The 22,751-nt window shown below is 68.2% G+C and carries 24 protein-coding genes; 3 read left to right on the plus strand and 21 right to left on the minus strand.

Annotated elements, in window-relative coordinates; translation table 11 throughout:
- Positions 1-2 precede the first annotated feature (2 nt).
- The 15 genes from atpC to prfA form a co-directional block, all read right to left on the minus strand.
- Entirely contained in the window at positions 3-437 is a 435-nt protein-coding gene (gene atpC, locus BQ7391_RS01260) for an ATP synthase F1 subunit epsilon (RefSeq protein WP_075278948.1), read from the minus strand.
- 9 nt (positions 438-446) lie between these two features.
- On the minus strand, positions 447-1,925 hold the full coding sequence (gene atpD, locus BQ7391_RS01265) for a F0F1 ATP synthase subunit beta (RefSeq protein WP_075278949.1): 1,479 nt from the start codon (positions 1,923-1,925) through the stop codon (positions 447-449).
- Positions 1,925-2,839, minus strand: a complete 915-nt coding sequence (gene atpG, locus BQ7391_RS01270) for an ATP synthase F1 subunit gamma (protein WP_075278950.1) — start codon at positions 2,837-2,839, stop codon at positions 1,925-1,927. The genes atpD and atpG overlap by 1 nt, the downstream gene beginning before the upstream one ends.
- 6 nt (positions 2,840-2,845) lie before the next feature.
- Positions 2,846-4,495: a F0F1 ATP synthase subunit alpha gene (atpA, locus tag BQ7391_RS01275; protein WP_075278951.1), complete on the minus strand. Its 1,650-nt coding sequence runs from the start codon at positions 4,493-4,495 to the stop codon at positions 2,846-2,848.
- Complete coding sequence (locus tag BQ7391_RS01280; RefSeq protein ID WP_075278952.1) at positions 4,492-4,965, minus strand: F0F1 ATP synthase subunit delta; 474 nt, start codon at positions 4,963-4,965, stop codon at positions 4,492-4,494. Before BQ7391_RS01280 ends, atpA begins: the two co-directional genes overlap by 4 nt.
- Entirely contained in the window at positions 4,955-5,566 is a 612-nt protein-coding gene (gene atpF, locus BQ7391_RS01285; RefSeq protein WP_075278953.1) for a F0F1 ATP synthase subunit B, read from the minus strand. Before atpF ends, BQ7391_RS01280 begins: the two co-directional genes overlap by 11 nt.
- A gap of 31 nt (positions 5,567-5,597) precedes the next feature.
- Positions 5,598-5,801 (minus strand): ATP synthase F0 subunit C, encoded by a 204-nt coding sequence (gene atpE, locus BQ7391_RS01290; RefSeq protein WP_075278954.1) that lies wholly within the window; start codon positions 5,799-5,801, stop codon positions 5,598-5,600.
- Between the two features lie 102 nt (positions 5,802-5,903).
- Positions 5,904-6,713, minus strand: coding sequence for a F0F1 ATP synthase subunit A (gene atpB / locus BQ7391_RS01295; RefSeq protein WP_235858600.1), 810 nt, complete (start codon positions 6,711-6,713; stop codon positions 5,904-5,906).
- A gap of 2 nt (positions 6,714-6,715) precedes the next feature.
- The gene (locus BQ7391_RS01300) at positions 6,716-7,024 is read right to left on the minus strand and encodes a hypothetical protein (RefSeq protein ID WP_075278956.1); all 309 of its coding nucleotides are present in this window, start codon (positions 7,022-7,024) and stop codon (positions 6,716-6,718) included.
- Positions 7,025-7,401: 377 nt separating this feature from the next.
- Entirely contained in the window at positions 7,402-8,049 is a 648-nt protein-coding gene (gene upp / locus BQ7391_RS01305) for a uracil phosphoribosyltransferase (protein WP_075278957.1), read from the minus strand.
- Positions 8,050-8,133: 84 nt separating this feature from the next.
- Complete coding sequence (gene glyA, locus BQ7391_RS01310; RefSeq protein ID WP_075278958.1) at positions 8,134-9,390, minus strand: serine hydroxymethyltransferase; 1,257 nt, start codon at positions 9,388-9,390, stop codon at positions 8,134-8,136.
- Positions 9,391-9,529: 139 nt separating this feature from the next.
- Positions 9,530-10,180: an L-threonylcarbamoyladenylate synthase gene (locus BQ7391_RS12445; protein WP_075278959.1), complete on the minus strand. Its 651-nt coding sequence runs from the start codon at positions 10,178-10,180 to the stop codon at positions 9,530-9,532.
- A gap of 2 nt (positions 10,181-10,182) precedes the next feature.
- Complete coding sequence (gene prmC, locus BQ7391_RS12450) at positions 10,183-11,118, minus strand: peptide chain release factor N(5)-glutamine methyltransferase (protein ID WP_075278960.1); 936 nt, start codon at positions 11,116-11,118, stop codon at positions 10,183-10,185.
- Between the two features lie 205 nt (positions 11,119-11,323).
- Positions 11,324-12,463, minus strand: a complete 1,140-nt coding sequence (locus tag BQ7391_RS01325) for a glycerate kinase (RefSeq protein ID WP_075278961.1) — start codon at positions 12,461-12,463, stop codon at positions 11,324-11,326.
- 117 nt (positions 12,464-12,580) lie between these two features.
- Positions 12,581-13,645, minus strand: a complete 1,065-nt coding sequence (gene prfA / locus BQ7391_RS01330) for a peptide chain release factor 1 (protein WP_075278962.1) — start codon at positions 13,643-13,645, stop codon at positions 12,581-12,583.
- A gap of 187 nt (positions 13,646-13,832) precedes the next feature.
- Here prfA and BQ7391_RS01335 point away from each other — a divergent pair, with 187 nt between their 5' ends.
- Entirely contained in the window at positions 13,833-15,287 is a 1,455-nt protein-coding gene (locus BQ7391_RS01335) for a beta/alpha barrel domain-containing protein (RefSeq protein ID WP_075278963.1), read from the plus strand.
- Between the two features lie 148 nt (positions 15,288-15,435).
- Here the strand turns inward: BQ7391_RS01335 and rpmE are convergent, their stop codons facing one another.
- Positions 15,436-15,855, minus strand: a complete 420-nt coding sequence (gene rpmE / locus BQ7391_RS01340) for a 50S ribosomal protein L31 (protein WP_075278964.1) — start codon at positions 15,853-15,855, stop codon at positions 15,436-15,438.
- Between the two features lie 183 nt (positions 15,856-16,038).
- On the opposite strand from rpmE, the gene BQ7391_RS01345 reads away from it, so the two are divergent.
- Positions 16,039-16,812, plus strand: coding sequence for a type III pantothenate kinase (locus BQ7391_RS01345; protein ID WP_075278965.1), 774 nt, complete (start codon positions 16,039-16,041; stop codon positions 16,810-16,812).
- A gap of 106 nt (positions 16,813-16,918) precedes the next feature.
- Here BQ7391_RS01345 and BQ7391_RS01350 read toward each other — a convergent pair whose 3' ends face one another.
- The 3 genes from BQ7391_RS01350 to BQ7391_RS01360 all read right to left on the minus strand — a co-directional run bounded on the left by BQ7391_RS01350 (position 16,919) and on the right by BQ7391_RS01360 (position 19,718).
- Entirely contained in the window at positions 16,919-17,449 is a 531-nt protein-coding gene (locus tag BQ7391_RS01350; RefSeq protein WP_075278966.1) for a hypothetical protein, read from the minus strand.
- Positions 17,440-18,894, minus strand: coding sequence for a dihydropteroate synthase (gene folP, locus BQ7391_RS01355; RefSeq protein ID WP_075278967.1), 1,455 nt, complete (start codon positions 18,892-18,894; stop codon positions 17,440-17,442). The genes BQ7391_RS01350 and folP overlap by 10 nt, the downstream gene beginning before the upstream one ends.
- Before the next feature lie 86 nt (positions 18,895-18,980).
- Positions 18,981-19,718, minus strand: a complete 738-nt coding sequence (locus BQ7391_RS01360; protein WP_075278968.1) for an NAD-dependent protein deacylase — start codon at positions 19,716-19,718, stop codon at positions 18,981-18,983.
- A 166-nt stretch (positions 19,719-19,884) separates the two neighbouring features.
- On the opposite strand from BQ7391_RS01360, the gene BQ7391_RS01365 reads away from it, so the two are divergent.
- Positions 19,885-20,838 (plus strand): patatin-like phospholipase family protein, encoded by a 954-nt coding sequence (locus BQ7391_RS01365; RefSeq protein ID WP_075278969.1) that lies wholly within the window; start codon positions 19,885-19,887, stop codon positions 20,836-20,838.
- Between the two features lie 112 nt (positions 20,839-20,950).
- Here BQ7391_RS01365 and BQ7391_RS01370 read toward each other — a convergent pair whose 3' ends face one another.
- A complete protein-coding gene (locus tag BQ7391_RS01370; RefSeq protein ID WP_075278970.1) occupies positions 20,951-21,736 on the minus strand; it encodes an exodeoxyribonuclease III in 786 nt (261 codons plus the stop codon).
- 133 nt (positions 21,737-21,869) lie between these two features.
- A complete protein-coding gene (locus BQ7391_RS01375) occupies positions 21,870-22,715 on the minus strand; it encodes a phosphatase (protein ID WP_200799557.1) in 846 nt (281 codons plus the stop codon).
- Positions 22,716-22,751 lie beyond the last annotated feature (36 nt).

Consider the following 22,751-nt stretch of genomic DNA (forward strand, 5'->3'; position numbering starts at 1 on the left):
TGCTAGCGCTGGCCCGAAGCCGAGCCCTTGGTGACTTGCTTGAGCAAAAGGTTACACCACCGGACCTTGCTCTCGTAGTAGGCGCGGCGGTGATCGCCCTCCTCAACCTGGTCGAGATGCTCGAGGGCCAGCTCGCGCGTCTCGCGAACCTTGTCCGCGTCGATGTCGTCGACGCGGCGGGCGTGGTCGGCGAGGATGATGACGCCGTCGTTGTCTATCTCGGCGTATCCTCCGGAGACCACGACGTCATACTCGTGTCCGCCGTCGCGCTGAAGGGAGGTGATGCGCACGACGCCGTCGCCAAGCGCGACGATCTCCGCCGCATGTCCCGGCCAGACGCCAAGCTCGCCGGCGTAGGTGACGAGGATGAGGTGGTCGACGGGCCCATCAAACATGAGCCCGTCGGGCCGCACGAACTGGCAGTTGAGCTCAGCCATCTCGCTCCCCTAGCCCTTTGCCCCGTCGGACATCGCAGCCGCCCTCTGGCGGACGTCCTCGATGGTGCCCGCGAAGCGGAACGCCTGCTCGGGTAGGTCGTCGCACTTGCCGTCGACAATCTCGGCGAAGGAGCGCACCGTATCCTCGACGGTCACGTAGGTGCCGGGGTTGCCGGTGAACTTCTCCGCCACGTGGAAGGACTGCGAGAGGAACTGCTGGATCTTGCGCGCGCGGGACACGACGTTCTGCTGCTCCTCGGAGAGCTCGTCCATGCCGAGAATGGCGATGATGTCTTGCAGGTCAGAGTACTCCTGGAGGGTCTCCTGCACCGCCATGGCCACGCGATAGTGCTCCTCGCCGACGATCGAGGGGTCGAGCGCGGAGCTCGAGCTCGCCAGCGGATCCACGGCCGGGTAGATACCGAGGTCCGTGATGGCGCGCGAAAGCACCGTCGTGGCATCGAGGTGCGTGAACGTGGTCGCCGGGGCCGGGTCCGTGAGGTCGTCGGCGGGGACGTAGACAGCCTGGACCGAGGTAATCGACCCCTCCTTGGTGGAGGTGATGCGCTCTTGGAGCTCGCCCATCTCGGTTGCCAGCGTAGGCTGGTAGCCAACAGCGGAAGGCATGCGGCCAAGAAGCGCGGAGACCTCGGAGCCAGCCTGTGAGAAGCGGAAGATGTTGTCGATGAACAGGAGCACGTCCTGGCCCTGATCGCGGAAGTACTCGGCGGTGGTGAGGCCGGCGAGCGCGACGCGCATGCGCGCTCCGGGCGGCTCGTTCATCTGCCCGTAGACCAGGCAGGTCTTCTCGATGACGCCAGACTCGCTCATCTCAAGGTAGAGGTCGGTGCCCTCGCGGGTGCGCTCGCCGACTCCCGTGAAGACCGAGGTGCCGCCGTGCTGCTGAGCGAGGTTGTTGATGAGCTCCTGGATGAGAACCGTCTTGCCGACGCCCGCGCCGCCGAAGAGGCCCGTCTTGCCGCCGCGGACATAGGGCTCGAGAAGGTCGATGGCCTTGATGCCGGTCTCGAAGATCTCGGTCTGCGTGGTGAGCTCGTCAAAGGAGGGGGCAGGGTGGTGGATCGGGTAGTACTGGACGTCGTCGGGCGTCCCCTTGCCGTCGACCGGCTGGCCCATGACGTTCCAGACGCGTCCGAGGGTGGAGGGACCGACCGGCATCATCATGGGGTGGCCGGTGTCACGCACCTTGAGGCCGCGCGTAAGGCCGTCGGTCGAAGACATGGCGACGGTGCGAACGACGCCACCGGGCAGCTGGGACTCAACCTCGAGCACCGTGCTCACGTGGCCGACGGGGGTATCGCCCTCGACGGTGAGCGCGGTGTAGACGCTCGGGACCTGACCCTCGAACTGAACGTCGACGACAGGGCCGACGATGCGGACGACCGTGCCCACGCCGACGGACCGGTTGAGCTTGTTGTAGGCCGCCTCCTCAAGCGCGGAGCGCGGCTCCAGGTTCTTCTCTGACATCAGTAGTCCTCCAATGCGGACGCGCCGCCGATGATCTCGTTGAGCTCGGTGGTGATGGCGCCCTGGCGCTCACGGTTGTACGTGCGTGCGAGCGAGTCCAGGACCTCCTTGGCGTTGTCGGTCGCGGACTGCATGGCGCGGCGGCGCGCACCGTGCTCCGCGGCGGCGGAGTCGAGCAGGGCGTGGAAGATGACCGTCCTGAAGTAGGCCGGCATGAGGTGCCCCAGAACCTCCTCGGGAGAGGGGTCAAACGCGAAGTCCGTGTGCTCGCGCACGCCCACCGTCGAGAGCGCCTCGCGCTCGCGCGGCTTGTTGGGCATCGTGAGCTGCTCCTTGGTGAGCGGGAGCAGCTGCTCGGTCACCTGCGTCTGCTCCACGCGGTTCTTGGCGTGCCAGTAGTAGAGCACCACGCGGTCGATGGCCCCCGAGGCATAGCCGTCCATGACGTAGGAGGCGATGCGGTCCGCCTGGTCCATGTTCGGCTCCGAGGAGATGCCGACGAACGACATCACGGGGGCCGTCTTGCGGTACGTGAAGTACTCGGTGGGCTTGCGCCCGCAGGTTATGACGGACGAGGAGACCCCGCGCGCCGCGAGTTCCGCCATCTCGTGCTCGACCGCGCGCTGGGGCAGGATGTTGAACCCGCCCGCGAGGCCGCGGTCGGACGCGATGAGGATGAACAGGACGTGCCTCTCCTCGGCATGCTTCGCCAGGAGCGGCTGCGAGGCGTCAAACCCCGCGGCGGCAACGTTGGCGAGCATGCGCGTGATGGCGTCCTTGTAGGGCTCCGCCTCCTCGGCCCTCGTAAGCGCCTTGCGAATCCGCGCGGTGGAGATCATCTCCATCGTGCGCGTGATCTGCATGGTGCTCTGGATCGAGGAGCGGCGCCTCTGTATCTCGCGCAGGTTAGCCATCGGGCATTACTCCTGACCGAGCGAGGGCGCGCCGGCGTGGTCGACCGTCGGCTCGGCGTTCTTCTCGACGTCCTCGCGCACCTTGTTGGGGTGCTCCTTGAGAAACTCCGCCTTGAAGTGGGCGATGTGCGTGCGCAGGCGGTGCTGCTGGTCCTCGCCGATCTTGCCCTCGAGCAGCGAGTCGCGCAGGCGCGGGTGGCGCTCGGCCATGTAGCGGGCGAGCCCGTCGCGGAACAGGTTCACGTTGCCGAGGTCGATGTCGTCGAGGAAGTCCTCCTTGGCGGCAAAGATGGCGATGATCTGGTCGCGCACGTCAAGCGCCGAGTAGCGCTGCTGCTTGAGCAGCTCCATCATGTGGGCGCCGTGGTTGAGCTGGTACTGCGTCGTGGCGTCGAGGTCGGATCCGAACTGCGAGAACGCCTGCTTCTCGCGGTAGGCCGCCAGGTCCAGACGCAGCGTGCCCACGACCTGCTTCATGGCCTTGACCTGCGCGTCGCCACCGACGCGGGACACCGAGATGCCCACATCGACCGCAGGGCGCTGACCCTGGAAGAAGAGGTTGGACTGCAGGTAGATCTGGCCGTCCGTGATGGAGATCACGTTCGTGGGGATGTAGGCGGAGACGTCGCCCTCCTGCGTCTCGATGATCGGGAGCGCCGTGAGCGAGCCGCCGCCGTTGGCGTCGGAGAGCTTGCAGGCGCGCTCGAGCAGGCGCGAGTGCAGGTAGAAGATGTCGCCGGGGTAGGCCTCGCGTCCGGGCGGACGGTGCAGCGTCAGCGACATCTGACGGTAGGCCACCGCCTGCTTGGAGAGGTCGTCGTAGACCACGAGGACGTGTCCGCCGGGGTGCTCGGCGTCCGCGGGGTTGCCGTGCTCGTCGTTGTACATGAAGTACTCGCCGATGGCGGCGCCCGCCATGGGGGCGATGTACTGCATCGGGGCGGAGTCGGCGGCCGTGGCAGCAACGATGACCGTCTTGTCGAGGACGCCGCGCTGCGAGAGGGACTCGCGGATCGTGGCGACCGTGGAGGCCTTCTGGCCGATGGCCACGTAGATGCAGATCATGTCGGTGGTGCGCTGGTTGACGATGGCGTCGATGGCGATGGCCGTCTTGCCCGTCTTGCGGTCGCCGATGATGAGCTCGCGCTGGCCGCGGCCGATGGGCACCATCGCGTCGACGGCGAGAAGCCCGGTCTGGACGGGCTCGCACACGGGCTGGCGCTCCATGATGCCAGGGGCCTTGAACTCGATGGGGCGACGATGCGTGGTGCTGATGGGGCCGAGGCCGTCGATCGGCTGGCCGAGCGGGTTCACCACGCGGCCGAGCATCGCGTGCCCGACCGGGATGTCCATGACGCGGCCAGTGGTGCGGCACTCGTCGCCCTCCTTGATGTCCTCGACATCGCCAAAGAGGACGGCGCCGACCTCGTCGCGGTCGAGGTTCTGGGCGAGGCCGAAGACGTCGCGCCCGGTGAGAGAGCTCGTGAACTGGAGAAGCTCACCGGCCATGGCGGTCTTGAGACCCGAGACATGCGCGATGCCGTCTCCGACCTCGGTCACGACGGAGGCCTCCTGGCGGTCGACCGTGGCGCTGATGGAAGCGAGCTCCCTGCGGAGGGTGTCCATGATCTTCTGCGAGCTGATGGAGTCCGTCACTTCTCCTCACCTCCAATGAACGAAGAGGAAAGCGTCTTTCTGATGTTTGCGAGCTGGGCGCGGACCGAGGCATCGTAGCGCTTGCCGCGCACCTCGAGCATGATGCCGCCGATGATGGCGGGGTCCACGCGCTCGACGAGGTAGATCGGGGCGTCGAGGTCATGCTCGGCCTTCTCGCGCACCTTGGCGCGGAGCGCCTCGTCCATGGGGACGGCGGTGGTGACCGTCACCGAGACCGTCCGGTCCTCGGCGTCGAGCAGCTCCTTGTACTGCTTGGCCACCTCCGCCACGAGGTCGAGGTCGTCCTCTCGCTGCATCGCGGCAAGGGTCTCCAGAACCTCGGGGGAGAACTTCTTGGCATGCTGCCACTGGACGAGGTCCGCGTTTGCGCGACCCTCCGAGCGGGCCGCCTCGATGAGGGCCCGGGTGTATGCCTCGACCCTGTCGGCGTCGGAGCGCTTAGTTGCCATTTGAGGTGCCCACTTCCGCGAGGTACTTCTCAGCAAGGCGACGCTGCTGCTCCTCGGTGAGGTCGTTGCCGATGATCTTGCTCGCGATCTCCACGGAGAGGTCCACCACGGAACCGGAGAGCTCGATCATGGCCTTGTGACGCTCGGAGCTCACGGCGCCATGCGCCTTGGCGATGATGTCAACGGCCTCCTTCTGGGCCTTGGCGAGGATGCGCGAGCGCTCCTCCTCGGCCTCCCTCTTCGCCTTGGCGACGATGGCCTCGGCCTCGCGGTGCGCCTCGACGATCTTCTCGTCATAGGCACGGGCCTGCTCGGCGGCCTCGACCTTGGAGCGCTCGGCGGCGTCGAGGTCGGACTGGATCTTCTCCTGGCGCTTCTCCATCATCTGGAGCACCTGCGGCCAGACGAGCTTGGCAAGGACGGCCCAGATGATGAGGAAGGCGATGAGGGCCGGGACGAACTCGGCCACCTTGGGAATGAGGATGTCGGCGCCGACCGCGGACTCCTCTGCGAGCGCCACCGTCGGCATCGCCATCAGCGCGAGGGAGATGCCCCCGGAGAAGGCCGCTGCCGAGGCGGCTCTGTGTGCGGTGTTCTTCATGCGTGCCTCCAACTCGCTCGTGCGACAGCCCTTACTTGACGATGAGGCTGACGACGAAGCCGATGAGGGCGAGCGCCTCGACGAACGCCGAGCCCAGGATGAAGACCGTGAAGAGACGGCCCTGGACCTCGGGCTGGCGAGCCATGCCCTGAGCGACACCGCTGGCGGCAAGGCCGATGCCGATGCCCGCGCCGATAACGCCGAGACCATAACCAACGACACCGAGAGCTCCCACTGTTCCTCCTTTGACATCCGCCCCGCGCTCCTGTCGCGCACGTTGGGGCGAGTTCAAACCAAACGTACTATGCACTGCGGGCGTGCCCGCGAGTTGCCGCTGCTACTCCTCGTCCGACTCCGCGATCTGGATGTAGACCGCAGAGAGCAGGGCGAAGACATATGCCTGGATGGCGGCGACCATGATCTCCACCACGTAGATGACGAGCAGGATGCCGACCCACAGCACGGACGCGCCGGCCTGGATCGCCGTGGCCACGGAGAAGGCCTGGATCATCGGCTCGAAGAAAAGAGAGGCCAGAATCGCAAAGGTGCCCATGACGACGTGGCCCGCGAAGAGGTTGCAGAAGAGTCGGACGGCGAGCGTGATGAGGCGAAGGATCGTGGAGAAGACCTCGATGAGCCACACCAGCGCGTTGAGCGGGAAGGAGACCCCCTCCGGGGCGAGGCTCTTGACGTAGCCGAGTGCGCCCTTCTTCTTGATGCCGCACACGATGAAGTAGACGAACGAGCAGAGCGCGAGCGCGGCCGTCGTGGAGATGGTGCCCGTGCCCGGCTTGCAGCCCGGGATGATGCCCACGATGTTGTTGGCGAGCACCACGAGGAAGATCGACGCAATGAACGGGAAGTGGCGCTTCCAGGACTCGCCGAGCAGCCCCTTGCACATGTCGTCGCGGACAAACTCGACGAGGTACTCCATGCCGTTCACGAAGACGCCCTTGGGAACAAGACCGGCCGCCTGACGCTTCTTAAACGCAAAGAGCACGACGAGCATCAAGACGATGGCCACGGCAAACCAGAACGAGTACTGCGTGAATCCGGCGACGTCGAGATTGCCGAAGATTGCCTGGGACTTAAAGCTCCCGACGAGCTCGTTGACCTCTTCGCCCAGGCTGTCCAGCGGATTGCCCACGCTCATCCTTCCCTTCTATGCGGGGAACGGCCGTTGGCCGCCCTCCAGGCGCGAATCGCCTCGACCGCCCAAAAGAGCAGGAACGAGCCGACCAGCGCACAACCGAACTCCAAGAAGCCTGCGTTCGTGGCAGCATACACCACGAGCAGGACAACGGTAAGCACGAGAAACGACATGCTTACCGCCGCGAGGCCAGCGGCGAGCGACGCCCCATGGCCTCCCCTCAGAGCCCGCTCGAACAGCACCGCAGGCGCGACGCACCCAAGAAGACCAAAGAGCGCGCCGGAGGCGATGGCGACCTGAGGTTCCAAGCGCGCGCCTCCCGTCCGAGCGAATTAAGGACATTCGAAGTCTAGCGCGACCGCGAAATAGGTCAAGCAGCGCCCATCCCGCCCCCGATTCGTCACAATCGGGCGCACGCGCCGCCCCTTCCGACGAAAAAGCATCGCCACGGCGCGGATCGAGGGGCACGGGGAGGCCGCGTTGCCCCTTGGCGTGCCCGAGGCGCCAACTGCGGCCGTCGAGAAATCCCGGCAGCCGGGGAGATGCCGTCGCCTGCCCTGGAAAGCGGGCCCATGGCAGACCTGCTGCTGCTATGGGCCCGAACCGCACGACGCAAATCCCCGGTCAGCTGCCGCTGTCGCGGCCGCGCAACGCGCGGGGCGAGAGGGGAGACGTCCCGGAGTGCCTACTTGGTGCCGTAGATGCGGTCGCCCGCGTCGCCGAGTCCAGGCAGGATGTAGGCGTGGTCGTTAAGCTGGCGGTCGAGCGCGCAGGTGTAGAGGCGCACGTCCGGATCGAAGTCCAGCGTCGCGCGCACGCCCTCGGGCGCGGAGACGAGCGTCAGGCAGCGGATGTCCTTGACCCCGGCCTCGCGGAGGAACTGGATGGCCGCCGTAAGCGAGCCGCCGGTGGCGAGCATGGGGTCGACGACCAGGCAGGTGCGGTTCTCGATGTCAGGCGGGAACTTGCAGTAGTACTGATGCGGCACGTGCGTCTCGGGGTCGCGGTACATGCCCACGTGGCCCACGCGCGCGGAGGGGACGAGCTGGAGCAGGCCGTCCACCATGCCGAGGCCGGCGCGCAGGATCGGGATGATGGCGACCTTCTTGCCGGAGAGCCTGCGGCAGGTGGTGACCTCAAGCGGCGTCTCCACCTCGACGTCCTCGAGCGGGAAGTCGCGCATGGCCTCATAGCCCTCAAAAATCGCAAGCTCGTTCACGAGCTCGCGGAACTGCTTGGTGGGCGTGTCCTTGTCGCGCAGGATGGAGAGCTTGTGCTGCACGAGCGGGTGGTCGATGACGGTGAAGCGTGCCGGGTCGAACTCCTCTGCCATTTCTGCTCCTTTCCGCAAATTGGGGACAGTCCCCAATTTACATAAAACATTTCTGCTAATTGGGGACTGTCCCCAACTTGCAGACTAGTCGAGCTCGGGGTAGAGCGGGTGCTCGGCGAGCAGCTCGCGGACCTCCATGCTGATGCGATCCATGAGGGCATCGTTGCCGTGGCCCGCGACGACGTCGCCGATGAGCTCGCCCACGCGCTCGCACTCCTGCTCGCTGAAGCCGCGGGTGGTGACGGCGGCAGAGCCCACGCGGATGCCGCTCGTGACGAAGGGCGAGCGCTTCTCGCCTGGAATGGTGTTCTTGTTGACCGTGATGCCCACCGAGTCGAGCAGCCCCTCGGCGTCCTTGCCCGTGACGTCCCCCGCCGGGGTGAGGTCGACGAGCAGGAGGTGGTTGTCGGTTCCGCCGGAGACGAGGCGCAGCCCGCGCGACTCCATGCCGCGCCCGAGCGCCTTGGCGTTGGCGAGGATGGCGTCGGCATAGGCGGCGAAGTCCGGAGAGAGCGCCTCGCCAAAGGCGACGGCCTTGCCGGCGATGACGTGCTCGAGCGGTCCGCCCTGGCTTCCGGGGAAGACCGCGGAGTTGAGCTTCTTGGCGAGGTCCGCGTCATTTGCCAGGATGAGGCCGCCGCGCGGCCCGCGCAGCGTCTTGTGCGTGGTGGAGGTGGTGACGTCCGCAAAGGGCACGGGGCTGGGATGGCGGCCCGTGGCCACGAGGCCGGCGATGTGTGCCATGTCGACCATGAGAGACGCGCCGACGGAGTGGGCGATCTGGGCGAAGCGCTCAAAGTCGATGATGCGCGGGTAGGCCGAGGCGCCGGCGATGATCACCCTGGGGCGGTGCCGCTCGGCGAGCTCCGCCACGACGTCGTAGTCGATGCGCTCCGTCTGGGGGTCGACCCCGTAGGAGACGATGTTATAGAGCTTGCCGGAGAAGTTGGCGGGCGAACCGTGCGTGAGGTGGCCGCCGTTGTCGAGCGCCATGCCCATGACGGTGTCGCCGGGAGCCGCCAGCGCCGCGAGGGCGGCGTAGTTTGCCTGGGCGCCCGAGTGCGGCTGCACGTTGGCAAAGCCGGCGCCGAAGAGCCTGCAGGCGCGGTCGCGCGCGAGGTTCTCCGCCCGGTCGACGGCCCAGCAGCCGCCGTAGTAGCGCTTGCCCGGCAGGCCCTCGGCGTACTTGTTGGTGAGGGGCGACCCCACGGCCTCCATGACGGCCAGGGAGACGAAGTTCTCCGACGCAATGAGCTCGACGGACGAGCGCTGGCGACGCAGCTCGTCCTCGATCGCGGAGAAGACCTCGGAATCGGACGATCTCAGGTGCTCGCAGAACATGGGACCTCCTCTGGTTGGGAGCCGCCCCGAGCGCCATCACGCGACCCGCGCGGCCCAGCTCGCCGGTCCGCAGGATGCCCCTGCGGCGTGCGCAAAATATAGCGTAGCACGATGACGCGAGGTCTCCGTGGGCGCCGTGTTACGCCTCGCGAACGGCGAGAAGGACCTCGTCGCGCGTGAGGGCGCCCTCCCTCAGCACGCACGCCTCGGGCCGCGTGGCGTCCACGATCGTTGAGGCCACGCCCACCGGGGCCTCGCCGCCGTCGAGGGTGAGGTCCGCCGCGTCCACGATCTGGGGCTCGACGGAGCTGCCACTCGTGGCCGATGGCGCGCCATGCGTGTTGGCGCTCGTCTGGGCAAGCGGCGCGCCAAGGGCGCGGACGACGGCCCGGTCGAGCGCGGAGCCGGGGACGCGCAGGGCGATCGTGGCGCCGCCCTCGGCGGGCTGCGCATACTCCGGCGGCACCTCGTCGGAGGCGCGCACGACGACCGTGAGCGCGCCCGGCCAGTAGCGCTCGGCAAGCCGCTCGGCCCACGCCGGGACATCCTTGCCGTAGCGCGCGAGGTCCGAGGCCTCGGCGATGAACCACGGGAGGGTCTGGGCGCGGTCGCGGCGCTTGATGTCGAAGATGCGTCCGTGGGCGGGGTTGCCCGGCGTCGCGGCGCAGCAGATGCCGTAGACCGAGTCCGTGGGGAGCACGGCCACGCCGCCCTCCCGAAGGACGCCCGCGACGCAGGCGATGGTGCCCTCGTCCGGAGCCTGCTGGTCAACCGTGAGAACGCGTCCCATCTCTACTCCTCCCGTATGGCCACGAGCACGCGCGGACGATGCGTGAGGTCCTCCCGGACCTCGACCGAGGACCAGCCGCCCTGGGCGCGCGCAAGCGCGGCGGCATCCTCAAGAGAGCCCTCGAAGAGCTCTACCGCAAGCATGCCCCCGGGCACGAGGGCGCGAGGGGCGAGGTCAAGCAGGCGGCGAAAAACGTCGAGCCCATCGTCTCCGCCGTCGAGCGCAAGCTCCGGCTCGTAGTCCGCCACCTCTGCGGGGACCTCCTCGCGCAGCACGGCAGTGGGGATATAGGGCGGGTTTGAGACAAGCACCGAGAAGGACCCCATGGGATCAGGATCAACCCCCTCCGCGAGGTCCGTCTGGACGATATCCACCGCATCCTCGAGGCCAAGTGCCTCACGGTTGCGGGAGGCGAGCTCGACCGCGCGCTCGGAGAGGTCGGTCGCGACAACGTGCGTCCCCGGGCGCTCCGAGGCGATCGAGAGCGCGATGCAGCCCGTGCCCGTGCCGACCTCGAGCACGCGAACGGGGTCGCCCGCAGGCTCGTCCTTCTCGCCGTCCGCGCCCCTCCCACCTCGCCGTGCGAGGGCCGCGTCCACGCCCTCGAGGGCGGCATCCACGAGGACCTCCGTCTCGGGGCGCGGAATGAGCACGCCGCGCCCGCACTTGAGGACGATGTGGCGGAAGGGCATTTCGCCGGTCACGTACTGCAGGGGCTCCCCCGCCGCGCGTCGCTCGATCGCCGCGTGCATGGCGGCGAGCTCGTCGGCCTCCAGCGGCTTGTCGTAGTTGACGTAGAGCTCCACGCGCGAGAGTCCGGTGACGTTGGCGAGCAGCCACTCCGCCGAAAGGCGCGGGTGCTCGTCACCTTTACGCTCAAGGTAGCCGCTCGTCCAGTCGAGTATGTGCTTGATGGTCCAGGGCTCGCCGTGTGGCATCGTGCTCCCTTCGCTCGCGGGCGTCACTGCATCATAGCGCGGGAGAGACGTCCCGGGGCGGGAGGCCGCAGGCGCTGCGGGAGGAGTGTCGCGAGGGGCCCGCACGGCACTTGCGCGGGGGTTTGGCGACGGACGGGCCGCAAAAGCGTCGCGATGGCTCCGCACGGCGTTTAAGCGGGGCCCTCGCGACAGCCGCGGCGGCACCTCAGGCCCTGAGCGACGCCCCGAGGAAGACGAGCCCGAGCGCCCGGCGGACCGCCAGCCGGTAGAGCTCCTCCGCGTGCTCGAGCGAGTGCGCGAGCCCCAGGTCGGGGTCGACCGCCGTGGGGACAACCGCCGCAAGACCAGGCAGCTCCGGCGCGCCGAGGTCGAGGGAGCCCGTGATGGCGACGCACGGAACCCCCACGCGGGCGCACGCGCGGGCAACCCCGGCAACCACCTTGCCGCGGATGCTCTGCGCGTCGAGCCGCCCCTCCCCCGTGATGCAGAGGTCGGCGTCGGCGAGCCTTCCCTCGAGCCCGACGAGCGAGGCCACCCGCTCGACGCCGGGGACGGGCGTCGCGCCGAAAAACGCGACGCAGCACGCCCCGATGCCACCCGCCGCGCCGCTTCCGGGAACGTTCTCGACGTCGATTCCGAGCTGATCTCGGATGACCGCGGCGTAGCGATGCATGCCGGCGTCGAGCCGGGCGACGTCCTTTGGGCCCGCGCCCTTCTGGGGCCCGTACACCGCGGCTGCCCCGTCCGGCCCCGTCAGGGGGTTGTCGACGTCGCACATGACGTGAAACTCCGTCCGGCCAACGCGCTCGTCCAGGCCGGAGAGGTCTATGCGGGAGATGCGCCCCAGCTCGTCGCCCGTCCCCTCGAGCTCCTCTCCCGCGACGCTGAGAAAGCGGGCGCCCAGGGCGCGCAGAATCCCCGTCCCGCAGTCGTTGGTGGCGCTTCCGCCGAGGGCGAGCGTGATGCTGTCGCACCCCTGGTCCAGGGCGTCGAGGATGAGCTGGCCCGTTCCGAGGCTCGTGGTCCGCCCGGCATGGCGCTCCTCGGGGGCGAGCAGCGGAAGGCCGGACGCCGCGGCGACCTCCACGGCCGCCCTGCCCGACCCGAGCAGGGCATACGACGCGCGCACGGGGCGCCCGAGGGGGTCGAGCGCGTCGACCTCCCGGATCTTGCCCCCGCAGGCGGAGGCAAGCACCTCGGCCGTGCCCTCCCCGCCGTCGGCCATGGGGACGGCGTCCACCTCGGCCCCGGGGATGACGCCCGGCGCCTCCTCGGCAACGAGACGGGCGATCTCGACGGATGAGAGCGTGCCCTTGAACGAGTCGGACGCCACGACGATGCGCATGATCTCCCCTTGCTCACACGTGCGGCCAGACCGACACCGCACTCGATGGCAGGACGCCCCGTCGCCCGTCAGGGGCCACGGGGCGCCTAGGCCTACGCGTCTTGGACGATCGAACGATCACACCGCCTGGGCGAGCTTCTCCGCTCGCTCGGCGGCCGCGAGAGCCTCGATGACGCCCGACAGCGCGTCGCCCAGAAGGACTCCGTTGTACGTGCTGTTGAAGCCGATGCGGTGGTCGGTCACGCGGTCCTGCGGCTGGTTGTAGGTGCGGATCTTCTCGGAGCGGTTGCCGTGGCCGATCTGCGAGAGGCGTGCGGCCCCCTGCTCGGCCTGCTGCTTCTCGAGCTCCATCTCGTAGAGCCGGGCGCGCAGCATCTGCATGCAGACCTCGCGGTTCTGGATCTGCGAGCGCTGGTCCTGGGACTGCACCACGGTGTTGGTGGGCAGGTGCGTTATGCGCACGGCCGAGTAGGTGGTGTTGACGCACTGACCGCCGGGGCCGGACGCGCAGTAGGTGTCGATGCGCAGGTCGGACTGGTCAATCTGAATGTCGATCTCGTCGGCCTCGGGCAGCACCGCCACCGTTGCCGTGGAGGTCTGGATGCGGCCCTGGCTCTCCGTCTTGGGCACGCGCTGAACGCGATGCACGCCGGACTCGTACTTCATGACGGAATAGACCTTCTCGCCCGTGACCTTGAACTCGATGGTCTTGAAGCCGCCCGCCTCGCTCGGGCTGGACGAGAGGACCTGGATCTTCCAGCCGCGGCTCTCGCAGAAGCGCTGGTACATCTTGAAGAGGTCGCCGGCGAAGATGGCGGCCTCGTCGCCGCCCACGCCGCCGCGAATCTCCACGATCGTGTCCTTCTCGTCGTTGGGGTCGGCCGGAATGAGCAGGAACTTGATCTCGTCCTCGAGCTCGGGGAGCTTGGCCTCGTTGGCGGAGATGTCCTCCTGGAGCATGGCCTTCTCGTCGGCATCGGCCTCGTGGAGCATCTCCTTGGCGGCCTCGATGTCGTCGAGCGCGCCAAGGTACTCGCGGGCGCGGGCCACGAGCTCGGCCTGGCTCGCATGCTCCTTGGCCAGGCGTGCGTACTCCTTGGGGTCGGAGACCACGGCCGGGTCCATGAGCTTCTGCTCGAGCTCCTCGTAGGCCTGGATGATCTTGGTGAGCTTGTCTCGCATTTCTTCTCCTCGTGGGGGCTTGGTGTCTTGGCATGCGCGATGGCGGGGTCTCCCCCCTTCACAGCCGCTAGAGCATGTCGAATCTCGCGTACACAGGACCTCCCCCGCACGTCTCTTTAACCGTCTTATCATACCCCGAGCCGCCGGTATGAGACACTAGAGCCCAGTGCGACCAAAGGAGAAACGCATGTCGGCAGCTGACGAGAGCGAGAAGGACGGGCAGGAGGCGCGCGAGGCGGTCGAAGACAGGCCGGACGCGACGCCCGCGCCGGCCGATGTGGCGGAAGACGCCCCCGGCGAGGACGACGTCGACGCAACGGTCGCGGGCAGAACCGCGACGCTCGGCGGGCCCCCGGCGGACGCCACGGAGCGCCGCCCGCCCGTCGCCCCCATGACCGGCGCCCCCGACGAGGGCGCCGCCGGCCCCGCGCTGCGCGACGTGGCGGGGACGATGGGCCGCTACCTGCGCGGCAGGGCGCAGGCAGTTCGCGACGCGCTGCGCGCCCACCGCATCGCGGCCGCAGTGACGGCGGCCGCCGCGCTCGTCCTTATCGCCGTGGGCATCGCGCTTGCCCTCCGCCCCCCGGCGGTCCCCGCGGAGGAGCTCGTCGCCGGGGACGCGCGCACGCGCCTGACGACGCCCGAGTATGCGCCCGGCGCCTTTGGCATCGATGACATCCTCGTCGCGCGGGGCGTCGAGGTCCGCTCGATCGCCCCGTCCGATGACGGGACGGCGCGGGCGGAGGTGCTCGTCACCTACGAGGGCTCAAACGCCGTTCGCGCCGAGAAGTCGGCCACACTGGGCTACGCGTTCCGGGACGGCGAGTGGGTCGCCACGGGAGAACCCGAGGACGTCCGCGTGTCATGGGCGCCGACCAACGGCATCAGCCGCGAGCGGCTCGCCGCGAACATTGGAGCCGTGCTCGAGCGCGCCGACCAGCAGCTCGGCGGCGGCGAGGGCGAGACGGGCCTCGAGGAGCTCTACGCGGGCGCCGAGCTGACCGTCGAGCGCGAGGAGTTCGACCCCGAGAAGGGAACTGACGTTCTGGACCTCGTGTGCACCCGCTCGGGGGTCTTCGAGTCCTACGAGTGCCGCCTGAGCGTGACCTTCTCCTTCCGCTCGTCGACCGGGCAGTGGGAGATCGAGAGCGTGCGGGCGTCCGAGGACGGCCGCACGCGCAGCCTGGAACCCCTGGTGGGGACGTGGTCGGGCACCTTCTCACGCCAGGAGACCGACGGCACCAGGTGCCTTGCCGCGCGGGCGGCAGGGCTTGTCATCAGCGTTGACCAGACGTGGACGGAGAGCGGCGTCACGCAGGTCTCGGGCTCCGTCGCGGGCGTCGCCCACTACCATGCTCACCCGGCCCAGGACGCCCAGGGCTGCAACGGCGACACGATGTTCCAGGAGGTTCCGTTCACGGCCACCCTCGTTGACGACGAGGGCGGGACGCTCGTCCTCGAGGCGACGCTTCCCGAGGACGTTGACGGCGTGGTCTCGCTCACGCTGCGGCTGGGAGGCCCCGACGACCCGACGTCCGCGACAGCGGAGGTCACGACGAGCTACGCGCGCACGGGCTCGTTCCTGTTCATCCCCTACGACGAGACCCTCACGTACACGGACGTGTTCTCGCTGCGGAAGTGAGCCTCGCGCGCCCCGGGCAACTGCGCGACGAGAACGGGCCGCCGGCCCTCGCGACGCATTGCCGGGGCGCGCGCCGGCCACCCGCGCAAAAAAGGGCGCCCCGCGGAGTGGTTCCGCAGGGCGCCCTCTCATGCCATGATGCCTGGAGCTACTCGGCCTCGGTGGTCTCGGGCTCAGCAGCGACCTCCTCGGCGGGGGCGGCGGCAGCCTTGGCGGCCTCGGCCTCGGCCTTCTTGGCGTACTCGGCGGCACGCTTGGCCTTCTCGGCGGCCTTGGCCTCCTTGGCGGCCTTCTTGGCGGCGGCCTCCTCGGCGGCCTTGGCGGCCTTGGCGGCCTTGGCCTCCTGGGCCTTCTTCAGCTGCGCGGCAGCGGCGCCACCGAACTTGTCGGCGAAGCGCTGGACGCGACCGCCGGTGTCGACGAGCTTCTGGGTGCCGGTGTAGAACGGGTGGCACTTGTCGCAGAGGTCGACGACGATCTCCTTCTTGGTGGAGCGGGTCGTCCAGGTGTTGCCGCAGGTGCAGCGGACCGTGCACTCCACGTAGTCGGGGTGGATACCTTGCTTCATGGCAGGACTCCTCTTCTTCGGCCCTGGTTTCCGACCAGGGCAGGGGTTCGTCTTGGTTCCGACCAAGACACAATAGCCGTATGACTATATCAGAAACCACGTAGCGCATATGTGGAGATTTCCGCGTAAGATGAGGCGAGAAGAACGCGCCGCCGCGAGCGGCAGGCCACGGGGGAGGCACGCATGTTCCTTGCCATCGACGTCGGAAACACGCAGACCACGCTGGGGCTCTTCCGCGAGGACGGCTCCCTTGCGCGCGGGTGGCGCATGTCCACGGACGCGAGCGACACGGCCGACATGCTCCACGCCCGGCTCCTCTCCTTCTTCGCGAAGGACGGCCTCGCGCTTGACGACGCGAGCGAGGCGGGCGTGGCGTCGGTGGTTCCCGCGCTCGAGCGCGCGTGGGAGCGCTGCCTCACGGCACATCTCGGCAAGGCCCCGCTCGTCGTCCGCGCGAAAGAGGGGTATGGGATGGAGGTCGCCATGCCCGACCCGCGTCAGGTCGGGGCCGACCGCATCGCCAACGCCATCGCTGCGAGAGGAACCTACGGCTCGCCGGTCATCGTAGTGGACTTTGGGACGGCCACGAACATCGACGTCGTGGACCAGCGGGGGCGCTACCGCGGCGGAGCCATCTCTCCGGGGCTCATGCTCTCCGCGAACGCGCTCTTCTCGCGCGCGGCGAGACTCGCAAGCGTGCCCATCGAGGCGCCCGCCCGGACGCTCGGCGACTCCACCGAGTCGGCCCTGCAGTCAGGCCTCGTCGTCGGCGCCGCGGCGCAGGCCGAGGGGCTTGTGGCGCGCATCCGCGCCGAGCTGGGCGCGCCCGATGCGACGGTCGTGGGCACGGGCGGCCTGGCCGGAACCGTCGCGCAGGCGACGGACCTCTTCGACGCCGTGGACCCCGACCTCACCCTGCGGGGCATCCGAGAGATCTGGCTCTGGGAGCAAGCGTGACGAAGGCGTGACAGGGTGCCGGGGGAAAGTGTCATGAAACGGATTTATAAATCCGTTTCATGACACTTTCCCCCGGCACCCTGTCACGCTCCCCCCGGCGCGCCCGTCACTGGCACCTTGTCACGATGCGGCGAAGCTCCGCCTGCTCGGGGGCGAGCTCGAGTTCCCGGCCGTCAGCGAGCCGCACCGTAGCCCGGCCCCAGACGTCCACGGCCATGAGCGTCCCCTTGGCGACGGCGCGTCCCGCGCGCAGGACCTCCACGTCCTCCCCCATTGAGGCAAGGGCGTCAAAGTAGTCGGACAGCACGGGCGCGAGCGGACCCGCGGCGGCCCGGCCGGCGGCGACGGAGGAGGCCCAGGCATCCACGGCCTCGCGGACGGCGCATGAGAGCGCCTCGGCATCGAGGTTCTTCTCGCCGCGCGGCACTATGTCGCAGGTCACGTAGATGCCCTCGTCATCGTAGCCGGCGCGGGCCCGGACGGACGCGATCGGGCCCTCGTCCGTGCCCACCACCTCATGCGGCCAGGCAACGCGCGCGTCGAGTGCGCCCGCCACGGCGAGCGCCGCCACGAACGGCACGCCGGTCACGTGCCCCATCGGCACCGCCGGGCGCAGCGTGAGAGAGGCTACTCCCATGCGACCTCCCCGAGGTCGGCGGTCACGAGGCCCACGCGCTGGTCGCGGGGGAGAATCTCCACGCCGCCGTGCGTGAGAAAGCGCACCGGGTCGTGCATGAGGTCCTCCATGGGAACGATGGCGTAGTCGCGCTCGCCGAGGCGGGGGTGCGGCAGGGTGAGCCGGGACCCGGCGTGACGCTCGCCCTCGACCCACATGAGGTCGCAGTCTATGGTGCGCGGGCCGCTCCCGGGCTTCTTGGGGTCGCGCGTGGCGGCGTCCGTGCGGATGCGGCCGAGCTCGTTTTCCACCTCGAGCAGCTTGCCCATGAGGACGAGCGGGTGGAGCTCCGTGCGAATCTCCGCCACGGCGTTGGCCACGGGGGTGGCGATGCCGTAGGCGGGCTCGGTCTCGTACGCATGGCTCACGTTGACCACGCAGGTGAGGGGGATCTCGTCGATGAGCTGCGTTGCCCGCGCAAGGTTGGCCACGCGGTTGCCCACGTTGGAGCCCAGGCTCACAAACCCCTGGCGTGCGTCCTTGTGGGATACGGCCCAGTAGGCGTTCACCGCCTGAGAGACCCCGGCCACGTCATGGACGCGCAGGATGCGGGCGCCGTTCTCTATCGCCGAGATGCAGACGCCGGCCGTGGCAAAGTCGCGCGACGCGGCGTCGGCCACGCCGGAGACCGCCCCGACGAAGCGCTTGCGCGAGACCGCCGTGACCACGGGGTAGCCCATCGAGACCATCGAGCGCGTGGCGCGTTGGATGACCACGTCCTCGTCCGCCATCTTGTCGAAGCCGGGACCCGGGTCCACGCAGATCCGCTCGCGCGCGACGCCGGCGCGCATGAGCGTGCGCGCCTGGTCCCCCAGAAAGCCCATGACCTTGCGCATGATAGGTGCCTCTTCGGGCAGCGTGAAGCGGCGCTGGGAGGTGGCGGGGCGCTGGGCGGCAGATCCCATGGGGCGCGACTCGTCGAGAAGGACCTGGCGTCGCGGCGGGCGGGCGACGAGCGAGTCCTTGCTCCAGTGCATCACGACGCACCCGCAGTCAGTGTCCGCGGCGACCTGCACCATCTCGGGGTCGGTGAAGCCCGTCACGTCATTCACGATGGCGGCCCCCAGGCGAACGCACATGCGGGCGACGTCGGCATGGCGCGTGTCCACTGAGACGACGGCCCCCTCCGCGACAAGGGCGCGCACCACCGGGACGATCCGCTCCGCCTCCTCCTTCGAGGGGACGGGGGTATGCCCGGGCCGCGTCGACTCGCCGCCCACGTCAATGATGTCCGCGCCCTCGTCGAGCATCTCAAGGCCGCGCGCGACGGCGGCCTTGGGGTCGAGGTTCTCCCCGCCGTCCGAGAAGGAGTCCGGCGTGACGTTAAGGACGCCCATGATGCGCGGGCGCGCGAGCGAGATCTCGTGCGCGCCGCAGCGCCAGATGGTGTGGTTCTCTCGAAGCATGGTCATCCTCCTCGGTCCGGCCGTATCCGACCATTGTACCCGCCTCAGCCGGCGTGCCGCCGCGCCGCCGTGCCGTTGACGACAGGCTAGAAGTCGAAGGCTGCCGCGATGTCGCAGGCGCAGACGAGGTCTGCGACGTCATCCTGCGGGGTGCGGTCCCGGTTGACGATCACGAGGTCCTCCCCCTGGAAGTAGTTGACCAATCCCGCCGCGGGGTACACCACGAGCGACGTCCCCCCGATGACGAGCAGGTCCGCCTCGGATATCGCGCGAACGCTGGCGAGAAGGACGCGCTCGTCGAGCTGCTCTCCGTAGAGGACGACATCGGGCTTCACAAGTCCTCCGCACTTCTCGCATCGCGGCACGCCATCAGTTGCCATGACCCACTCTGCGGAGTAGGCCTCGCCACAGCGCGTGCAGACGTTGCGGTGCGTTGAGCCATGGAGCTCGTGAACCACGCGCGAGCCCGCCGCCTGATGAAGCCCATCGATGTTCTGCGTCACCACCGCGGCGAGGTGCCCTTCGCGCTCGAGCTCGGCGAGCTTCCGGTGTGCCTGGTTGGGGCGCGCATCGAGGCAGACCATACGCTCGCGATAGAAGTCGTAGAACTCGTCCGTGTGGGAGACGAAGAAGTCGTGGCTAAGCATCTCCTCCGGAGGATAGGCAAAGTGCTGGTGGTAGAGACCGTCCGCGCTGCGAAAGTCAGGGATGCCGCTCGCCGTCGAGACGCCCGCACCCCCAAAGAACACGGCACGGCGCGCGCGGGAGAAGCGCTCCGCAAGCTCCGGGGCGGCCTGGGCCGGATCGGCGATGGTCTTTGCCATGTTCCTCTCCCCTCGTCGTTTTTCTCGCCATGGTAGCGCGAACGGGGACAGCGTGCAGGCGCCCCAGCGTCATGGAGAAACCGTCGACGGGGAATCCCCCAGCGCGGTTTGGGGCATATAACAGGGTATTGCGCGCTGGAGCGTCAAATTGCGCGAAGGAGGTACCGTGAACACGCTCACCAACAACGTCTTCGACTGCGCCCTCGTGTTCGAGGGCGGCGGGTATCGAGGCAGCTTCTCTGCCGGTATCGCCAACGTCCTGCTGGAGCAGGGAATCCACTTTGACTACGTCTGCGGCCTCTCGGCCGGGGCGAGCAACACGATCAACTACGTCTCGCGCGACCGCACGCGCGTAAGAAAGTCGTTCATCGTGGACGGACCCGCAAAGTCTGCCGTGGGCCTGCGCTCCATCCTGCGCGGGAGGGGATACTTCGACGCCGACGCGCTCTATGAGGGCGCTCTCACCTCGGGTGCGCTCCCCTTTGACTGGGAGGCTTTCTCGGCCAACCCGGCACGCGTCCGCATCCAGGCCTTTGAGCGCGACTCCGGCCGCACCGTTCGCTTTGGCCGCGAGGAGATGACCGACCCGACGCGCATGGTCAACATCGTGCGGGCAAGCTCCACCCTCCCGGGCGCAATGCAGCCCCTCCCCATCGACGGCGTGGTCTACTACGACGGCGGCCTGGGAACGGGCGCGGGTATCCCGCTCTGCATGGCGGAAGACGACGGGTTCGAGCGGTTCTTCTTCGTGGCCACGCGGCCGCGCGGCTACCGCAAGCAGCCCCCGACGGAGCGCGAGGCGCGGATCTATGCCCGTATCGCCAAGGACTATCCCTACCTGCGCAAGGCCCTTCTCTCGCGCTGGGAGCGCTATAACGTCGCCATCGAGCACGTGGAGCGCCTCGCCGCCGAGGGCCGCGCCTATGTGGTCTATCCCGACGAGATGACCGTCGAGAGCGGGACCGTGAGCACGCGCAGGCTGACGGCCTCCTATGAGGCGGCGCACGAGCAGGGCCTGCGGGACCTGCCGCTCTGGCGCACGTTCCTCTTTGGCGCGCCCGACGCCGGCCCCCGCCCGGAGGACCCCGACGCGGGAACCGGCTACATCACGCTCGGCTAGCAATCCCGGCGAGGGCTGGCATGACAAAGGTGACAGGGCAAACTGTCATGAATCCTTCATGACAGTTTGCCCTGTCACCTTTGTCATGCCAGCCTTCGCCGGCGCCGCCGGGCTAGAGCTCAATGGTGAGCTCCACGGGACAGTGGTCGGAACCGTAGACCTCGGAGAGAATCGAGGCGCCGGTCACGCGGTCCGCGATGTCATTGGACACGAGGAAGTAGTCAATGCGCCAGCCTGCGTTGTTCTTACGCGCGTTGAAGCGGTAGCTCCACCAGCTGTAGGCACCCGTAAGGTCGGGGTAACGTGCGCGGAAGGTATCGGTAAAGCCTGCATCGAGCAGGCGCGTGAAGCTCTCGCGCTCCTCGTCGGAAAATCCCGCGTTGCCGCGGTTGGGGCCGGGATTCTTGAGGTCAATCTCGTTGTGGGCAACGTTGAAGTCGCCGCAGGTAACCACGGGCTTCTCGGCGGCAAGACCGCACAGGAACTCGCGATACGCCGCGTCCCAGGCAAGGCGGGTGTCGATGCGAGCCAGCTCGTTCTGGGCGTTGGGCGTGTAGACGTCCACAAACCAGTAGCTCGGAAACTCCAGCGCACAGACGCGGCCCTCGTCGTCTGCGGCAGGGGCGCCTATGTGGTTGATTACCTGCAGCGGCTCCTCGCGGCTGAACACGGCCGTGCCCGAGTAGCCCTTGCGCTCGGCGTAGCTCCAGGTCTGGTGGTACCCGGGAAGGTCAAGGGAAATCTGGCCGGCCTGGAGCTTGGTCTCCTGAATGGCAAAGACGTCGGCGCCCGTGGCCTCAACCACATCCACGAAGCTGGGATCCTTCTTCATGACGGCGCGCAAGCCGTTGACGTTCCAGGAGACGAGGCGCAGCTCGCTGGTGTCAGTATGGGACATGGGGCCTCCTTGGTCGTTAATAGTGTACTTTTTGGAAATCCCCCGAGGTACACTACGTTTTTTCTTCAGTAGAATCGCTGGTAGAAAAATGTTACCTCATCGATAGTACTTGAGAAGTCCGCAAAAAAGCACACTACAAACGAACCTCAGGCTCAGGCATGGGCACATCCAGCCCGGCGCCTGCCATCGCAGCCAGGAATGCCTCGGCCGAGCGCGTGGCAACAAGCTCCTGCGGGAAGTGAATCTCCTCGAGCATGGCGAGTGCGTTGGGGGCGCGGCCCACGTCGCAGCAGATGTGGGCATCGGTGCTCACTGCCACCTGACAGCCAAGCTCGGCGCACGTCTCGGCAATCTGGGCGCAGCGGCCCCACGTGCGACCCCCGCGCCCACGGGACTCCAGACTGTGCTCGTTAATCTCGACGAGCTTGCCCTGGTGCGCGGCCTCGCCCACGACCTCGGCGACGTCGAACGCCACGCCGGCGCGGCCCGTATGCCCGAGCACGAGCACCTTGGGCTGCGCCAGCGCGCCGAGGTACATCTGGGTGGCCTCGGCGATCGTGGCGTCCTCGGCAAAGTCCTTGTAGTGCACGCTCGCGATCACATAGTCACAGTTCTCCAAGGCGCGCTCGAAGAGCGACGCCGGACGGCGGTACGGCCGGCCCACGATGCTCACGTCCGCCGGCACGTCCTGGCCGAAGAGGCGTCCGTCGAGCGTGCGGATGTCCGCCTCCATGCCATGGAGCAGACGCACGCCCTCCCAGACGCGCGGCCAGACGCCCATGTTGATGAAGTGCTGGTAGTCACGCAGGCTTCCGCGCGTGAGGTCGGTGTTGGGGAAGAGCATGTCGCTGAAGTGGTCGGTCACGCCCAGGAGCTCGAGGTCGGCATCGCGTGCGGCGAGCACATTCTCGCGCACCGTGGAGTAGGCGTGGCGCGAGTAGAGCGTATGGGTGTGGACGTCACAGCGGTTCTGCAGCATGGCTCTCCTCAAAATGGGTCAAAAGTGACTGTCACT

Origin of the sequence: Thermophilibacter provencensis (genome assembly GCF_900128445.1) — a bacterium.
GTDB classification, from domain to species: Bacteria; Actinomycetota; Coriobacteriia; order Coriobacteriales; family Atopobiaceae; genus Thermophilibacter; species Thermophilibacter provencensis.